Below are 16,774 nucleotides of genomic sequence, written 5' to 3'. Positions count from 1 at the left end.
ATCGGAAGTCAGTTGCCCACGTGGTGATTGGGCGTATCGATCAAGCCGTGCATCGTCATCAGGTGGGCCAGGCTGAGAACATGATCCACATGCAGCTTCTCCATCAGACGCTGCTTGTAGGTGGATACGGTTTTCGGGCTCAGGTTGAGTTGTTCGCCGATGATCGTCAGCGGCTTGCCGCGAACCAACATCATCGCCACTTCCAGCTCGCGGCTGGACAATACGTCGAACGGTGAAGCGCTGCCGTCGAGGGTAGCCAGTGCAAGCTGCTGCGCCACGGCCGGGGCAAGGTAACGGCGGCCCATGGCCACTTGACGCACAGCGGACACCAGCTCATCGGCAGTGCAACCCTTGGTCAGGTAGCCGAGTGCGCCAGCGTCAAGCAACCGTTTGGGGAAGCGCGCGTCATCGACTACCGTGACAATGACGATGTGTGTGGGCAACTTCGAACGACAGACCCGCTCGGTAAGTTCGATGCCGCTCATGCCAGGCATGTGCACATCGACCAGTGCGATGTCCGGTACCAGCGTGCGGATCAGCCGCAAGCCTTCCTCAGCCGTACCTGCCTCACCACCGACGTTGATATCCGGCTGTTGCTGCAAAATCATCCGAAAGCCGGTACGGACCAGCTCGTGATCGTCCACCAGGACCACATTGATCACTTGATGCCCTCCTTGGTTGGGCTTACTGAAATTAGGCCGCACTGCGCTTCATTGCAAGCACGGCTGCCGCCTCATGCACGACATGACCCATGTGCGCCGCGCTGTCGTCAACAGCTCACGGCAATCCAATGCATCCTTATCCTGACGTGACACCTGAACGCCAAACTGCCCGCTCGCTCATGCCGCCATCGCAGCAGCGGCATCCGGGACATCGCCATTCACATAATGCGCCAGTACGATCGTGGAAGTCGGCCCCGGCATTTCCACGCACACCTCGCGTCCCATACGCTGGTGTTCATCGCGCGCGATTTCCCTGGCCAGATTGATCGCCGGTCCCAGTTTCAGATCACTGAACAAGGCGATCTGACAGCGCCGGACAGTCCAGGTATCTGCATTCGATTGCTTGAGTGAAATCGTCACCATGGCAGCCCCTTTACCCAGCGATGAAAACGGCAGCGATCCGACGGATGGATGCCTTTCGCTACCTTCATCATTGGATCGCAATGTGCCACGGCGAAAACGGCTGTTATGTCGGCCGACACCTACAAGCTATGTGCGGTAACCGCGGCGCATCGTCCCCGCATGCAGACAAAGGATCGTCATGCAGGTTCGAATCCCTTCTTGGGCTCCATAAAAGAAAACCGCCTTGCGGCGGTTTTCTGTTTGACCGGCTTCAGTGATATCCACTGAAGCCCTGTAATGGTGCCCAAGAGGGGACTCGAACCCCTACGACTTGCGTCGCTACCACCTCAAGGTAGTGCGTCTACCAGTTCCGCCACCTGGGCAGGTGTGTTGCCTAGTGCTTGGCCGGTGGCTGCGTGGCCGCCGGCACCTCACCCTGACTCTGGGTGGGGGTTGCCGCCGGCGATGCAGCCGGTACGGCGTTGTTGGTTGCAGCAGGGGTTGCCGGCGGTACTTCCGAGCCAACCGGCGCGGCAGGTACGGCCTTCGCGGCAGCCGGCTTTTCGGCGATTGCCCCCATGACGCCCAAATCATTGACGTTGCTGTGAGGTGCACCGTTGCCGTGCAGGTAGATCCCCATACCCAGGCTGAGCAGGAAAAACAGCCCGGCGAGCACGCCAGTGGCACGGGTCAGGAACGTGGACGAGCCACGCGCACCGAAAACCGTGGCCGACGCACCACCGCCGAAGCCGGAGCCAGCGTCGGCCCCTGCACCGTTCTGCAGCAGGATCAGCACGATCATCGCCGCAGCGATCAGAATGTAAAACACGCTGAAAATGACGAACATAGGTTTTCTATTAAGCCTGTAGCGCCTGATGCGCCGCGGCGCAGATTCCAAGGAAGTCGGACGCGGCCAGAGAGGCACCGCCGATCAGTCCTCCGTCCACATCCGCCTGCGCGAACAATTCCGCGGCATTGGCCGCCTTGACGCTGCCGCCGTAAAGCAGTCGGGTCAGACGGGCAATCATAACATCTTCTTTTTCCAGTTGGCTACGAATGAAGGCGTGCACCTGCTGGGCCTGTTCCGGGCTGGCGGTGCGGCCGGTCCCAATCGCCCAGATCGGCTCATAGGCGATCACTGCCGTATCGAAACTGGCGATACCGTTGAGCGACACCACCGCCTGCAGCTGGCGTGCGATGACCGCCTCGGTTTCGCCAGCTTCACGTTGTTCAAGCGTCTCGCCGATGCACAGGATCGGCGTGAGGCCGCCAGCGCACGCCGCGGCAAACTTGCGCGCGACCAGACCATCGTCTTCGCCGTGATATTGGCGACGTTCGGAGTGGCCCACCAGCACCCAACGCGCGCCGATATCCGCCAGCATGGCCGCGGAAACCTCGCCGGTGTAGGCACCCTGCCCCAGATGCTCGCTGACATCCTGCGCACCAATGCCCAACCCCGCCTCGGCGTGCTGCAATGCCAGTGCGGCGAGGTAGGGAAACGGCGGAAACACGGTGACGTCAATGGAGTCCGGCTTGGCGGCTACAATGTCGTTCGCCAACGCGGTGGCCATTGAATGGCTACCATGCATTTTCCAGTTGCCCGCGACAAATTTCTTGCGCATGGTCTGCTTCCGCTGCGATCAAACCGCAAGCTTACCCGGCGGCTCCAGCTATCGGCAAACCACCGGATGGCTGGCGCCGAGGAGTTCGCCCGGTCAAGAATGCCGTTCTCAACTCGGAACGCCTCATGACAATGCCCCGTCCACTCAGCCTGATCACCGGCGCGTCCTCCGGTATAGGCGCCGCGTTTGCCCGACAGCTGGCTGCACTCGGTCACGACCTGGCACTGACCGCGCGTCGTACCGATCGACTGGAATCCCTCGCCAGCGAGCTGCGCGGTCAACACGGCATCCAGGTGACCGTGCTGACCGGTGACCTTGCCGATCCAGCCACGCCACAGACGCTTTGCGACGCGCTGGAACAACGCGGCCTGCAGATGGACTGGCTGATAAACAACGCCGGTTACGGGGTGCCCGGCACGTTCGAGGCCAACGACTGGACGACGCATGCCGACTTCCTGCGAGTGCTTCTCACGGCTCCCACCGAATTGGCGTGGCGATTGCTGCCCGGGATGCGCCAGCGTGGTCGTGGTCGCATCATCAATGTCGCTTCGCTCGCCGGACATGTACCCGGGCCGGCCGGACATACGCTATATGCGGCATCCAAGGCGTACATGATCAAGTTTTCGCAATCGCTGGCGCTGGAAAACCGCGCCGCTGGCGTGCATGTCTGCGCGTTGTGCCCTGGCTTCACCTGGTCGGAGTTCCACGATGTCACCCGCACCCGCGACAAGATGAACAAGTTGCCGGCCTTCATGTGGCTGAGCGCGGAAGAGGTGGTGCGCCAGGGCATCGCTGCAGTGGAGCGCGGCGATGCGGTCTACATTCCCGGGCGGGTCAACCGCACCATCAAGACCATCGTCCAGTTGATGCCCGATCGGCTCGCGCTCTGGCTTTCCGCGAGGGAGTCGAAGCGCTATCGCAACACCCAGGGTTAGGTCGGCTCACACCCATCCCGCGATTCGCGCCGCCGCATCGGCTACTGTTGCCCGCACCTTCATCCACGGCTCTCCACACCATGTCCCTGTTTCCGACCCAGATGCGCCCGCTGCCTTATCGCAAGCCCGTCGAAGGTCGCGACTATTGGGTGCTGGACGATGCCTTGCCGAATGCCGGTGAGGTGCGTGCGCGTTGCCTGGCCAAAACCGATTGGGAACTGGGTTATCCCTACACAGCTGAAGTGTGGCCTGGCATGCGCGCCACGCCTGCCTTGCTGGACGAAGAGTTGAGCACATTGGATGCGAAGGTCTGTCTTTTGACTGGCGCGAAAAAAGTCTGGGTCGAGCAGGCCGAGACGGGCATGCGGCTCAATCACAATTGCGTGCAGATGGTTGGATCCGTCGAAGGCGCAGTCAAGCCGCACACCGATTCGACGAATCTTTGTCGTTACGCGGCCGTGCTGTATCTCAACCCGGACGTGCCCAGCCAATGCGGCACCAGCTTCTTTCGCCAGCGCATGCCGGGTGGTCAGCTCGGCGGCAACATCGTGATGCCGCCGTATCGCACTCTGGCGGAGGCGCTGGGCAACCGCTTCGTGCAGCCGAATGCCTTTGTCGAGGACGTGCGCGTGGAACATCGCTTCAACCGGCTGCTGGTCTACAAGGCCAACCTGATTCACAGCGCCACCGCGTACTGGGGACTGGAAACGGCGACCAAGCGAATGACCGCCGTGTTCTTCTGGATGGCCTGACACCTCAGATCAGCTTGATTTCGCGCAGACGCTGCAGCAGGTATTCGTGTGAGCTGATCGAGGTGTCGTAGCGCCGCGGATTATCCGCCGTGATGCATGAATCGAGCGGATCCAGTACCACGTCCGGATTCGGATGCAGGAAGAACGGCACCGAGTAACGCGGCTTGCGTGCATTCTCGTTCTGCGGATTGACCACCCGGTGCGAGGTAGACGGATACACGTGGTTGCTCAGCCGCTGCAACATGTCGCCGATGTTCACCACGATCGCATCGCCCTCGGTGGTAATCGGCAACCATTCACCGTGGCTGAGCACTTCCAGCCCCTCGGCACTGGCGCCAACCAGCAGAGTGATGAAGTTGATGTCCTCGTGCGCACCGGCACGCACGTTCGGAATGTTGTCCTGGGTGATCGGCGGATAGTGGATCGGGCGCAGGATCGAGTTGCCGACGTCGGTCTTGTCCTCGAAGAAGTTTTCCGGCTGATCGATATGCAGTGCCAGTGCGCGCAACACGCGGGTGCCGAGCTGATCCAGCGCTTCGTACAGGCCGTAGCCGTACTGTTTGAAGTCCGGCACCTCGCTCGGCCACAGATTCGGCGGCATCACATCGGCGAACTTCGAATCACGCGGAATTTCGCGGCCGACGTGCCAGAACTCCTTGAGGTCGGCGTACTGGCTGTCCTTGGCAGTCTCCACCTTGAACGGCGTGTAGCCACGCGCCCCGCCGCTACCAGCGACGTGATACTTCATCTTGGTCTCGGTCGGCAGCGCGAAGAAGCGCTTAAACACGTCGTACGAGCCGTCAATCAGCTCATGCGGAATGCCATGTCCGCTGATGCAGCAAAAGCCGAACTCGCGGTAGGCCGCGCCGAGCTCGGCAACAAAGGCGTCGCGGTCGCTGTCGTAACGACGGATATCGAGGGTGGGAACATTCTTCATGGCTGTAGTCCACTGGGCAAGGCGTGCGGTCGGTCATCCGCACCGCAAGGGCGGGGCACGTCGGGCCAATCCATGGCGACCCAATACGGCTACAGGTTCACGAGCGTTCGGCTGCGGATTTTACAGTCTCGGCGAGCTTCTCGGCCAACTGTTGCACTTCCGCGGCATCCGCACCTTCGATGGTGACGCGTACCAGCGGCTCGGTACCGGACGCGCGCAGCACCACCCGGCCGCGACCGTGCAGGATCCGTTCCACCTCGGCCAGCGCCTGCCGCACCTCGTCGCCGGCGAGAGCCTCGCGGGCACCGGCAGCACGCACGTTGAGCATGACCTGGGGCAATTTCTTCAGGCCCTGGCGGGCCGCGGCGAGATCCTGGCCCGACAGCGTCAACGCCTCCAGCACCGCCAGTGCAGCGACGATACCGTCACCGGTGGTGGCCCGGTCCAGACACAGGATGTGGCCGGACGTCTCGCCGCCGAGCATGCCACCGTGCTGCCTGAGTTGCTGCATCACATAGCGATCGCCCACGTTGGCGCGAATCAGCGGCACGTCGAACTCCGCCAGCGCCAGTTGCAGGCCGTAGTTGCTCATCAAGGTGCCCACCACCGGCCCCTTGAGCAATCCCTGCGCATGCAGGCTGCGCGCCAGCACGTAGAGAATGTCATCGCCATCGGCCAGCACGCCGTGCCGGTCGACCAGCATCACCCGGTCGCCATCACCATCGAACGCAATGCCGATATCGGCTCCATGCGCCAGCACCGCCTGCTGCAACGCCTGCGGGTGCGTCGATCCCACCTCGCGATTGATGTTGAAACCGTCCGGCTTGTCGCCGATGGCCACCACCTCGGCGCCCAGTTCGGCAAACACCTTCGGTGCCACCTGATAGGTTGCGCCATGCGCGCAGTCCAAAACGATCCGCAACCCGCGCAGACTGAAATCGTCCGGCACGGTGGCCTTGCAGAACTCGGCATAGCGCGTCACCGCATCGGCGACACGAACCGCCTTGCCCAGCCGCTCGGAGGCCACGGTGACGAAGTCCGCATCGACCTCCTGCTCGATCGCCAGTTCGATCGCGTCGGACAGCTTTTCGCCATCGGCAGAAAAGAACTTGACGCCGTTGTCATGATGCGGATTGTGCGAGGCGCTGATCACGATGCCAGCCTGCGCGCGCATCGAGCAGGTGAGGAAAGCCACGGCGGGCGTGGGCATCGGCCCGAGCAGTCCCACATCGGCACCGGCGGCCACCAGCCCGGCTTCCAGTGCGGCCTCGAACATGTAGCCTGAAATGCGGGTGTCCTTGCCGATCAGCACCTTGGGCCGATCCTCACCTTCGCGCGACAGCACGCTGCCGACAGCACGCCCCAGCCGCAGCATGAAATCCGCGCTGATCGGCCATTGCCCGACCAGCCCGCGAATGCCATCCGTACCGAAATATTTGCGTTGGTTCATCGTGTCCACAATTCCCGCGAGTTTCCCCTGTCCCGAATCAATGCGCCGTCACGAACATGTCGTTCAATCGTCGTCCGGCCAACGCGGCATGGCCGGTTTGTCGTCCCGCCGCGGCACTGCATCGACAGCACGCACGGCCCGCCACACCGCCAAAGCATCCACGGTGGCGGCCACATCATGTACGCGGACCATGCGCGCGCCACGCTGAACGGCAATCAGCGCCGCCGCCGCGGAGCCCGCCGCGCGATCGGCTGGTTCCGTCCGGCCGGTCAGCGTGCCGATCATAGCCTTGCGCGACAGCCCGGCGTATACGCCACTGCCGAGATTGCCGAAGCGTTCCAGCGCGCACAGCAGCGCCAGGTTGTGCTCCAGCGTCTTGCCGAAACCGAAACCGACGTCGACCAGTACCTTGCGCCGGTCGATCCCGGCCAGCTCGCAGGCGAACAGCCGGTCAGTGAGAAACCGATGCACGTCGCCGACCACGTCGTCGTAGTGCGGATCGGCCTGCATGCTGCGCGGCTCGCCCTGCATGTGCATCAGGCACACCGGCACGCCCAGTTCGGCCACAACCCCCATCGCACCGTCGCGACGCAGGGCATACACGTCGTTGATCATGCCGGCACCTGCGGCTACCGCCGCGCGCATCACTTCCGGTTTGGAGGTGTCGATCGCAATCGGCAGCGTGGTGCGCGTGATCAGCTGTTCGATCACCGGCAGTACGCGGCGCAGCTCTTCCTCGACCGACACCTCCGCCGCGCCAGGCCGCGTCGACTCGCCGCCGACATCGAGCATGTCCGCGCCCTCCTCCGCCATGCGCAAGCCATGCGCCACAGCTGCTTCCACGCCGGCGTGCATGCCACCGTCGGAGAACGAATCGGGAGTGACGTTGAGGATGCCGACCACACGCGCGCGGTCGAGCCGCAATGGGCGCCCGGCGCAATCCAGTACGGTCGCAAACAGATCGATCGACATGCTCTTTACCTCATTGGATACCGCAACCGGCCACACAGCATCAAACCGGAACCTGACCGCCCAGCTCACCCATGAAACGGCGGTAGTGGCGCAGCTCGGCGATGGAATCGCGGATATCGGACAGCGCCGTGTGCGCCGACTCCTTGCCGACACTCCTGGCGATCTCCGGCGCCCAGCGCCGAGCCAGTTCCTTGAGCGTGGACACATCCAGGTTGCGGTAATGGAAGTAGCGCTCCAGCCGCGGCATCTGTCGATGCATGAAGCGGCGGTCCTGGCAGATCGAGTTGCCACACATCGGCGACTTGCCCGGCGGCACCCAAGCGCGCAGGAAATCCACCGTGGCCTGTTCGGCCATCGCGTGATCCGTTTCCGAAATCAGCACCTGTCGCCATAACCCGGACTTGTGGTGCTGGTTGGTATTCCAGCTGTCCATCGACTCCAGCCGGTCGATCTCATGGCGTATCGCGAACACCGGCCCGTCGGCCAGCACGTTCAGGTCCTTGTCGGTGACCACCGTGGCGATCTCCAGGATCGAGTCGTTGTCGGTGTCGAGGCCGGTCATCTCCAGATCGATCCAGATCAGGTTGTCTTCGTGGGCTTGGCTCATGAGCTCTCCTTGTGGCGGGAGTTTATCAGTCTTGTCCCCCGCACTTTTGAGCATGCGATGATTCAGCCCATGCAGACTTTCTTCTGGCACGACTACGAGACCTTCGGCGCCGATACGCGGCGCGACCGACCGGTGCAGTTTGCCGGCATCCGCACCACCCTGGAGCTGGAGATCGTCGGCGAGCCGGTGATGTTCTACAGCCGGCCGCCGCTGGAGATGCCGCCGCATCCCGACGCCTGCATGATCACCGGGATCACCCCGCAACTGGCCGAGCGCGAGGGCATCACCGAGGCCGCCTTTGCCGCCCGCGTGCACGAGCAATTGTCTGCACCGGGCACCTGCGGGGTCGGCTACAACTCGTTGCGCTTCGACGACGAGTTCACCCGGCAAATGTTGTACCGAAATTTCTACGAGCCCTACGGCCGCGAGTGGGAGAACGGCAACTCGCGCTGGGACCTGATCGACCTGGTGCGCCTGTGCCAGGCACTGCGGCCCGAAGGCATCGTCTGGCCGACCCGCGAAGACGGCTCGCCCAGCTTCAAGCTGGAACACCTGGCCAGCGCGAACCAGCTCAAGCAGGAGCGTGCCCACGATGCACTGTCGGACGTCTACGCGCTGATCGACCTGGCGCGATTGATCCGTGTGCGCCAGCCGCGATTGTGGGATTGGTACTACGGCCTGCGCCGCAAGCAGAAAGTGTTCGAGCTGCTCGATGTGGTGAACATGACGCCGGTCGTGCATGTGTCCTCGCGCTACCCGGCCAGTCGCCACTGCCTCGCCGTGATCGCCCCGCTGGCGCCCCACCCGAGCCGGGCCGGTGAAGTGATCGTGTACGACCTGGCCACCGATCCGGCTGAATGGCTGGCGCTGGACGAGGACGAGATCGCCGACCGCATCTTCACCGCGCGCGCCGATCTGCCCGAAGGCGTCGAGCGCATCCCGCTGCGCACCGTCCGCGCGAACCACGCACCGGCGCTGGCGCCGCTGTCGGTACTGCAAGGCGTGGACCTGGAACGCCTGCAGCTGGACCTGGCCCGCTGCCAGGCCCATCGCGATGTGCTGCGCGCCGTCGACGGGCTGCCGGAAAAACTGCGGCGCGTATTCCAGCGCGCGGCCGAACTGCCGCCGCCGGAAGACCCCGAGCTGGCGCTGTACGGCGGCGGTTTCCTGCCCGATTCCGACAAGCGCCTGCTGGCCCAGGTACGTGCCACGCCACAGGAGCAACTGGGCACGCGCCCATTTCCGTTTCGCGATGCGCGTTATCCGGAGCTGCTGTTCCGCTACCGCGCGCGCAACTGGCCCGAGACACTGGATGCCGACGAACGCGCGCGCTGGGAAGCTTTCCGCCAGGCGCGACTGACCCGCCACACCGCCTTGACCGGCCTGACCCTCGACGACTACTTCACACGCCTGGCCGAGCTGCGCAACGATTCGCAGGCGCAGGACAAGCTGGCGCTGCTCGACCAGTTGCAGGCCTGGGGCGAGCAACTCGCCGCCGGTATCGACACCCACTGAATCACCCTCACCCCAAACCCATCGGCCCACCATGCCCCAAAGCTATTTCACCGCCGCCACCTTCCGCTTCCTGCGTGCACTGGACCGCAACAACAGTCGCGACTGGTTCCATGCGCACAAAGCCGACTACGAACGCCACGTGCGCGAGCCATTTCTGCAACTGATCACCGACCTGCAAACACCGCTGGCGAAAATCAGCCCGCACTACCGCGCCGACCCACGCAAGAACGGCGGCTCGCTGTTCCGCATCTTTCGCGACACGCGCTTTTCCAACAACAAGCTTCCCTACAAGCCGTGGCAGGGTTCGCGCTTCTTCCACGAACGCCGCCACGAGATCCCGGCGCCATCGTTCTACATGCACATCCAGCCCGGCGACTGCTTCGCCGGCGGCGGCATGTGGCATCCGGAGCCGGACGCGCTCAAGCACATCCGCGGGTTTCTCGCCGACAACCCCGCCGCCTGGAAAAGCGCTACGCGCAGCAAGGCCTTCCGCGATCATTTGCAGCTGGGCGGCGAATCACTGGTGCGGCCGCCACGCGGTTACGACCCGGCGCACGAGCTGATCGACGACCTCAAGCGCAAGGATTTCGTCGCCTCGGCCGGCTTCAGCGAAGAGCTGGCCTGCTCCACCGAGCTGCTGCCGTGGACAGTGACCACGTTCAAGCGTGTCGCACCGCTGGTCGATTACCTCTGCGCGGCGCAGGAGCTGGAGTTCTAGGCACATCGCGACGCGTCGCGCGACGTGGCGATCGACCAGCCGGCCACGCCGATGCCGATCAAGGCGGTAAACGCCACGTAATGCGCCGGCGCCAGCACGCCGAACCGCCTGACCAGCAGACCGATCAGCGGCGGCGTAAGGCCGCCGAACAGCGCGTAGGCAATGTTGTACGAGAACGACAGCCCGGAAAACCGCACCGCCGGCGGAAACGCCAGCACCATCAGCGTCGGCACCACGCCCGTCACGCCCACGCTGAAGCCGGCCAGCGCATACAACACGACAAAATGCGCGCCGCCGGCCTGCAGATCGAAATACAGCACATAGCTGCACAGCAGCAGGCCGATCGCACCCACCAGCAGGGCACGCGCGTGGCCGATGCGATCGGTCAACCAGCCATAGAACAGGCAGCCCAGCGCCAGCGCAAACGATGCCACGCTGTTGCCCAGAAATGCGCGTGCCGGTTCGATGTGGAACACCGATTGCGCCAGCGTCGGGGTCATCAGGATCATCACCACGATCGCGGCGGTGAGCATCCAGGTCACCAGCATCGACAGCAGCACGCTGGGCAGATGTCGCTCGAACACCTGCCGCAACGGCAGCCCGCTCGCCAGCTCCTTGCGTGCATGCATTGCCTCGAACACCGGCGTCTCGCTGAGCCAGCGGCGCAGCCACACCGCGAAGAAGCCGAACACGCCGCCGACCAGGAACGGCAGCCGCCAACCGTACTCAAGCACCTCGGCCGGCGTCAGCTGGCGATTGATCGCCGCGGCCACCAGCGAGCCGACCAGGATGCCCACGGTAAGCCCCGACGTAAGGCTGGCGCAGGCGAAACCGATCCGCTGCGCGGGCACATGCTCGGCCACGAACACCCACGCACCGGGTACCTCGCCACCTACCGCGATGCCCTGCACCACCCGCAGCAACAGCAGCAGCAACGGCGCCAGCATGCCGATCTGCGCATACACCGGCAGCAGGCCAATAGCCAGCGTGGGCACCGCCATCAGGAACACGCTGAGCGTGAACATCTTCTTGCGCCCCAGCTTGTCGCCGTAGTGCGCCATCACGATGCCGCCCAGTGGCCGCGCCAGATATCCCGCCGCGAAGATGCCGAACACCTGCAACTGGGCCAGCCATGCAGCGGTGTCAGGCGGAAAGAACAGATGGCTCAATGGAATCGCAAAGAACACGAACACCACGAAATCGTAGAACTCCAGCGCGCCACCAAGCGCGGAAAGACCCAACGTGCGCAGATCGCGGCGGTCGAGTGCACGTGGCGGTACGGAGGTATACGACGGAGATGAGATGGCGGCATCGGTCATCGGCGATTCCATGGGTCACTCAGGCAATGATCCGCGCAACATAGCGCATCGCCATGCAGCGGGGAGGAATCCGCGGGCGAGTTTCGTCATGTGCCATCGGCATCGCTTATGCTGCGTGCGACCGACAGGGATGCCGGGTGAAGTCGGGGGTGGCATCGCGCGTCCATCGGCATGCGTTGCCGCGACCCGAGCGGTTCTGGGGAAAACGTCCTCGCATGTTGTGACGAATTGCGCTCGCGGCGACGCCGCCTGCGCCACGCATTCAACCGACAAGGAGTTTTCTGATGAGCATGAGCAAGCGTCTTGGTGCCGAATTCTTCGGCACGTTCTGGCTGGTGTTCGGTGGTTGCGGCAGTGCCATCCTGGCTGCTGGCTTTCCGGAACTGGGCATCGGTTTTGCCGGCGTCGCGCTGGCCTTCGGTCTTACCGTGCTGACCATGGTGTACGCGGTCGGGCATATCTCTGGCGGTCATTTCAATCCGGCAGTCACCGTGGGCTTGTGCGCCGGCGGCCGCTTCCCGGCGAAAGACGTATTGCCGTACGTGGTGATTCAGGTGATCGGCTCTCTTGCCGCGGCCGGCGTGCTTTACCTGATCGCCAGCGGCAAGGCCGGCTTCGATGTCGGTGCCGGCAGTTTCGCTTCCAACGGTTATGGCGAACATTCCCCCGACCACTACTCGATGCAGGCAGCGATCGTGGCTGAGCTGGTGCTCACCGCGTTCTTCCTGATCGTGATCCACGGCGCCACCGACAAGCGCGCACCGGCCGGCTTTGCTGGCGTGGCGATCGGCCTGGCATTGACATTGATCCACTTGGTCGGCATTCCGGTCACCAACACCTCGGTCAATCCGGCGCGCTCGACCGGCGTGGCTTTGTTCCATGGAGGCTGGGCGATCGAGCAGCTGTGGCTGTTCTGGCTGGTGCCGCTGATCGGCGGCATCGTCGGCGGCCTGATCTATCGCTATCTGCTGGAAAGTCGCGACGCCTGATGTCATCCACCCCGCCCGGCAACGGGCGGGGTTCGGGCCGGCTCAGCCCGCCTCGTAAAGCTCGATCGGCAAGCCATCGGGGTCGGCGAAAAAGGTGAAGCGCCTGCCGGTGTATTCGTCTACCCGGATCGGTTCGCAACTCACTCCGCGCTCGCCCAGCATGGCGACTGCCGCATCTATATCGGGCACCGAAAAAGCCAGGTGACGCAGACCCTGCGCTTCGGGCCGTGACGGTCGCGGTGGAGGATCGGGAAAGGAAAAAAGCTCCAGCTGCACGCCGGGGCTGACCAGCAAATCGCATTTCCAGGAATTGCGCGCCTCGCGATAGACCTCGTGCACGATCGGCAACCCCAGCGTTTCGCTGTAGAACGCGCGCGAACGCGGATAGTCCGAGCAGATCAAGGCGACATGATGGATGGCGGTCAGCAGCGGCTTGCCCATGGTCCACTCAGGCCTCGTTGAAGGGCAACGCGAGCACGTCGGCGATCGCATCGGTGCCGGCCAGACACATCAACAGGCGTTCCACACCGAGCGCCACGCCGGCGCAATCGGGCAGCGCGTCGAGTACATCGAGCAGACGTTCGTCGATCGGAATCTCGCGCAGGCCGCGGCGGCGACGCAAGGCGTTGTCGCGCTCGAAGCGCCCGCGCTGCTCCGCCGCGTCGTTCAACTCGTGATAGCCGTTGGCCAGCTCGTAGCGCCCCAGATACAACTCGAAACGTTCGGCCAGCGGCGGCTCGCCAGGGCGGATCCTGGCCAATGCGCACTGCGTGGCCGGGTAATCGTGGATCAGCGTGATGCGGTCACGCGGAAACGACGGCTGCAGCTTGTGCGTGATCAGCAGATCGAGCCAGTCGTCACGCTCCAGCCCTTCCGGGCCGACGTTGTACTCGGCCAGCGGCGCGCGCAGCTGGTCGATCGATGCATGCGACGGATCGATGCCCAGCTCGTCCAGAAACAGCTGTCGGTAACTCTCGATCAGCACCTCGGCGCGCCGCCCGACCAGCGTCAGCGCGGCCTCGACCAGGGCGATGGTTTCCTGCATCAGGCGACGATGATCCCAGCCGACGCGATACCACTCCAGCATGCTGAACTCGGGATTGTGCCGACCACCGGCCTCGCCATTGCGGAACACCCGACCCAGCTCGTAGCAGTCGCCGATTCCGGCGGCGAGCAGGCGCTTCAGCGGAAACTCCGGCGAGGTACGCAACCAGCGTTCGCGCGCACCGGCATCGACGTGACCGCTGAACATCGTGCTGAAGCTCTCGATGTTCGGATCGGTGTTGCCGGCGGCGGACAGGATCGGCGTCTCCACTTCCAGCACCTGGCGTTCGGCGAAGAACCCCCGGATCAGCGCGTAGAGCCGTGCACGCAACTGCAGCGAGGCGATCCGATTCGCATCCATCAACCCGCCTCGTGTTCTTTCAGCAGCGCCAGCAACTGCGCCTCGTCCCATACCGCCACACCCAGCTCCTGCGCCTTGTCGAGCTTGGAGCCGGCGGCTTCGCCTGCGACCACGAAGCTGGTCTTCTTCGATACCGAACCGGAGACCTTGGCGCCCAGCGCCTCCAGCCGCTCCTTCGCTTCGTCGCGGCTGAGCGAGGTGAGCGTACCGGTGAGCACGATGGTCTGCTCGGCCAGCGGTGCCTGCGCCGCCGTTGCCTTCGCCGGAATCGCTTCGAGCAGACGCCGCATCGCTGCCTCGGCGTCGCGCAATTCGGCCACGGCAACCGGATCGGCAAGATGGACTTCAAGGCCGGTCGCTGCCGCCTGCGGCACGCCGGCGGTGATCCAGTGCACCGCCCCACCCGCCAGCAGCCGGTCGAGCGTGGGGAAATGTTGTGCCAGCAGCTTGCAGCTCTTGGGACCGAGCTTGTTGACCTTCGCCATGTCCAGCAGCACGCCCAGGTTGAGGCGCTCGCGCAGCAGCGGCGATGGTGTTGCCTCGTCGCTGAAAACGATGCCGGCAGCGAGCAGCGCATCGACCACCTGCTGGTTGCCTTCCTGCGCAAAGAATCCGGCGATCGACGTAGCCACTTCGCCGCCAATGTCCGGCAACACCTGCAACACCGGTGCCGGCGTGCTGCGCACGAAGTCGAGCCGGCCCAGCCACGCCGCCAGCGTCTTCGCGGTGCTCTCGCCGATATGCATGATGCCGAGCGCAAACAGGAAACGCGCCAGCGTGGTGTGTTTGCTGGCCGCGATCCCCGCGACCAGGTTCTCGGCCCACTTGGTCGCCACCTTGCCGGCTTTCACCGTCTCCGGCGTGGTCCCATCACGCTCGTCGACGCGCCGTTTCATGTCGACGAAATCGTCCACACCCAATCCATACAGATCGGCCGGCGTGTGCACGATATCCAGCTCGACCAGCGCCTCGGCGAAACGCTCGCCGAGACCTTCGATGTCCATCGCCCGACGCGAGGCAAAGTGGATCAGTGCCTCCTTGCGCTGCGCGGCGCAGATCAGGCCGCCGGAACAGCGCCAAGCCGCCGCGCCCTCTTCGCGGATCAAGGCGGAATGGCAGATCGGGCAGTGCTTCGGCATCGTCCATGGCGATGTATGTGCCGGGCGCTGATCCTCGATCACCCGCACCACTTCGGGAATCACATCACCCGCGCGGCGAACGATCACGGTGTCGCCAACACGCACGTCCAGACGCGCGATCTGGTCGGCGTTGTGCAAGGTGGCATTGGTGACGGTGACGCCGGCGACCTGCACCGGCGCCAGTCGCGCCACGGGTGTTGCCGCGCCGGTGCGCCCGATCTGTATCTCGATCGCCTCGACCGTGGTGGTCTGCTCCTGCGCCGGGAATTTGTGCGCGATCGCCCAGCGCGGCGCGCGCGAGACGAAACCCATCTCGCGCTGGCCAGCGTAGTCGTCCAGCTTGTAGACCACACCGTCGATGTCGTACGGCAACGCATCGCGCTTCGCACCGATGCGATGGAAGTACGCGAGAAGGCCGTCGAAGCCGCGTGCGGTATCCACTTCCGGCGATACGGGAAAACCCCACTCGCGCAATTGCCGCAGCGTGGCGGAATGCGTCGATGGCAGTTCGCCACCTTCGACCACACCGATCGCGTAGGCGAAGAAACTCAACCGCCGTTTCGCAGTAACCGCCGGATCGAGCTGGCGCAGCGAGCCGGCCGCGCCGTTGCGCGGATTCGCCAGCGGCTTCTCGTCATGCGCGCGGGCGTACTTGTTGAACGCCTCGAAATCCTTGCGCAGCATGACGACTTCGCCGCGCACTTCCAGCACGTCGGGCCAGTCTTTGCCGCGCAGTTTCAACGGGATCGCACGCACCATACGCAAGTTCGCCGTCACGTCCTCGCCAGTCTCACCATCGCCACGGGTGGCACCCTGCACGAACACGCCGTGCTCATAGCGCAGGCTGATCGCCAGACCGTCCAGCTTCGGCTCGACCGAAAAGACTGGTTCGGTCCGTTTCAACGTGTGCTCGATGCGCCGCTCGAACTCGGCCACTTCGCGGAAGCGCTCGCGCTCGGTCCCGCCGTCCTGCTCGAACGCATTGCCCAGCGACAGCATCGGCAACTGGTGCCTCACCTCGGCGAAGCCGCCCTGCGCCCGCGCGCCGACCTTGCGCGTCGGTGAATCGATCGAAGCCAGCGCCGGGTACTCGGACTCCAGCGCTTCCAGCTCGCGAATCAGGCGATCGTACTCGGCGTCGGTGATCTCCGGTTCGTCGAGCACGTGATAGCGGTAATTGGCCTGCTCGATCTGCGCCCGCAGCGCGGCGACGCGGGCGATGGTCTGGGCGGGGGCTGGGCGATCGGTCATGCGGGTCTCCTTGGCTTCGCCCAGTTTAGCGATACCCGTGGATTCCAGCCGCGAAGTAAGCGAAATGAAAGCTGACAGGCATAAGTTCGGGCCGCACGG

General features: G+C 64.2%; 17 protein-coding genes and 1 tRNA gene. 5 read left to right on the top strand and 13 right to left on the bottom strand.

All coding sequences use genetic code 11. The features are described from left to right. Positions 1–8 precede the first annotated feature (8 nt). The 5 genes from EAH75_RS03480 to tpiA form a co-directional block, all read right to left on the bottom strand. On the bottom strand, positions 9–662 hold the full coding sequence (locus EAH75_RS03480) for a response regulator (RefSeq protein ID WP_140654215.1): 654 nt from the start codon (positions 660–662) through the stop codon (positions 9–11). Between the two features lie 177 nt (positions 663–839). Beyond that, complete coding sequence (locus tag EAH75_RS03475) at positions 840–1,085, bottom strand: hypothetical protein (RefSeq protein ID WP_140654213.1); 246 nt, start codon at positions 1,083–1,085, stop codon at positions 840–842. 277 nt (positions 1,086–1,362) lie between these two features. Next, positions 1,363–1,447: transfer RNA gene (locus tag EAH75_RS03470), tRNA-Leu, on the bottom strand. A gap of 11 nt (positions 1,448–1,458) precedes the next feature. Next, on the bottom strand, positions 1,459–1,911 hold the full coding sequence (gene secG, locus EAH75_RS03465; RefSeq protein WP_140654211.1) for a preprotein translocase subunit SecG: 453 nt from the start codon (positions 1,909–1,911) through the stop codon (positions 1,459–1,461). Between the two features lie 10 nt (positions 1,912–1,921). Next, positions 1,922–2,686, bottom strand: coding sequence for a triose-phosphate isomerase (gene tpiA, locus EAH75_RS03460; RefSeq protein ID WP_140804244.1), 765 nt, complete (start codon positions 2,684–2,686; stop codon positions 1,922–1,924). A gap of 125 nt (positions 2,687–2,811) precedes the next feature. Here tpiA and EAH75_RS03455 point away from each other — a divergent pair, with 125 nt between their 5' ends. Both EAH75_RS03455 and EAH75_RS03450 read left to right on the top strand, forming a co-directional pair. Further along, positions 2,812–3,621, top strand: a complete 810-nt coding sequence (locus EAH75_RS03455; RefSeq protein ID WP_140804242.1) for an SDR family NAD(P)-dependent oxidoreductase — start codon at positions 2,812–2,814, stop codon at positions 3,619–3,621. A gap of 80 nt (positions 3,622–3,701) precedes the next feature. Then, positions 3,702–4,373: a DUF6445 family protein gene (locus EAH75_RS03450; protein WP_140654205.1), complete on the top strand. Its 672-nt coding sequence runs from the start codon at positions 3,702–3,704 to the stop codon at positions 4,371–4,373. A gap of 4 nt (positions 4,374–4,377) precedes the next feature. Here the strand turns inward: EAH75_RS03450 and EAH75_RS03445 are convergent, their stop codons facing one another. The 4 genes from EAH75_RS03445 to orn all read right to left on the bottom strand — a co-directional run bounded on the left by EAH75_RS03445 (position 4,378) and on the right by orn (position 8,339). Then, positions 4,378–5,310, bottom strand: coding sequence for an isopenicillin N synthase family dioxygenase (locus EAH75_RS03445; protein WP_140804240.1), 933 nt, complete (start codon positions 5,308–5,310; stop codon positions 4,378–4,380). 97 nt (positions 5,311–5,407) lie between these two features. Then, complete coding sequence (gene glmM, locus EAH75_RS03440) at positions 5,408–6,760, bottom strand: phosphoglucosamine mutase (RefSeq protein WP_140654201.1); 1,353 nt, start codon at positions 6,758–6,760, stop codon at positions 5,408–5,410. 63 nt (positions 6,761–6,823) lie between these two features. Further along, a complete protein-coding gene (gene folP, locus EAH75_RS03435; RefSeq protein ID WP_140804238.1) occupies positions 6,824–7,732 on the bottom strand; it encodes a dihydropteroate synthase in 909 nt (302 codons plus the stop codon). A gap of 40 nt (positions 7,733–7,772) precedes the next feature. Continuing rightward, on the bottom strand, positions 7,773–8,339 hold the full coding sequence (gene orn / locus EAH75_RS03430; RefSeq protein WP_140654196.1) for an oligoribonuclease: 567 nt from the start codon (positions 8,337–8,339) through the stop codon (positions 7,773–7,775). A gap of 69 nt (positions 8,340–8,408) precedes the next feature. Here orn and sbcB point away from each other — a divergent pair, with 69 nt between their 5' ends. Next, on the top strand, positions 8,409–9,854 hold the full coding sequence (sbcB, locus tag EAH75_RS03425; protein WP_140804236.1) for an exodeoxyribonuclease I: 1,446 nt from the start codon (positions 8,409–8,411) through the stop codon (positions 9,852–9,854). 31 nt (positions 9,855–9,885) lie between these two features. Continuing rightward, on the top strand, positions 9,886–10,572 hold the full coding sequence (locus EAH75_RS03420) for a DUF2461 domain-containing protein (protein WP_140804234.1): 687 nt from the start codon (positions 9,886–9,888) through the stop codon (positions 10,570–10,572). Here EAH75_RS03420 and EAH75_RS03415 read toward each other — a convergent pair. Further along, the gene (locus EAH75_RS03415; protein WP_140804232.1) at positions 10,569–11,891 is read right to left on the bottom strand and encodes an MFS transporter; all 1,323 of its coding nucleotides are present in this window, start codon (positions 11,889–11,891) and stop codon (positions 10,569–10,571) included. The genes EAH75_RS03420 and EAH75_RS03415 overlap by 4 nt on opposite strands. 284 nt (positions 11,892–12,175) lie before the next feature. Between EAH75_RS03415 and aqpZ the strand changes: the two genes are divergently transcribed. Next, positions 12,176–12,880, top strand: coding sequence for an aquaporin Z (aqpZ, locus tag EAH75_RS03410; RefSeq protein WP_206666193.1), 705 nt, complete (start codon positions 12,176–12,178; stop codon positions 12,878–12,880). Between the two features lie 42 nt (positions 12,881–12,922). Here the strand turns inward: aqpZ and gloA2 are convergent, their stop codons facing one another. From gloA2 to ligA, 3 genes are read right to left on the bottom strand one after another with little or no spacing between them, the layout of a single operon-like run. Beyond that, entirely contained in the window at positions 12,923–13,321 is a 399-nt protein-coding gene (gene gloA2, locus EAH75_RS03405) for an SMU1112c/YaeR family gloxylase I-like metalloprotein (RefSeq protein WP_140804230.1), read from the bottom strand. Positions 13,322–13,328: 7 nt separating this feature from the next. After that, positions 13,329–14,285: an EF-P lysine aminoacylase EpmA gene (gene epmA / locus EAH75_RS03400; protein WP_140804228.1), complete on the bottom strand. Its 957-nt coding sequence runs from the start codon at positions 14,283–14,285 to the stop codon at positions 13,329–13,331. Further along, complete coding sequence (gene ligA / locus EAH75_RS03395) at positions 14,285–16,675, bottom strand: NAD-dependent DNA ligase LigA (RefSeq protein WP_140804226.1); 2,391 nt, start codon at positions 16,673–16,675, stop codon at positions 14,285–14,287. The genes epmA and ligA overlap by 1 nt, the downstream gene beginning before the upstream one ends. Between the last annotated feature and the right edge of the window lie 99 nt (positions 16,676–16,774).

It is taken from the genome of Rhodanobacter glycinis, assembly GCF_006438785.1.
GTDB classification, from domain to species: Bacteria; Pseudomonadota; Gammaproteobacteria; order Xanthomonadales; family Rhodanobacteraceae; genus Rhodanobacter; species Rhodanobacter glycinis_A.
The sequence above is the reverse complement of the archived record's forward strand: the minus strand, read 5'-3'. Positions and strand labels throughout refer to the sequence as shown.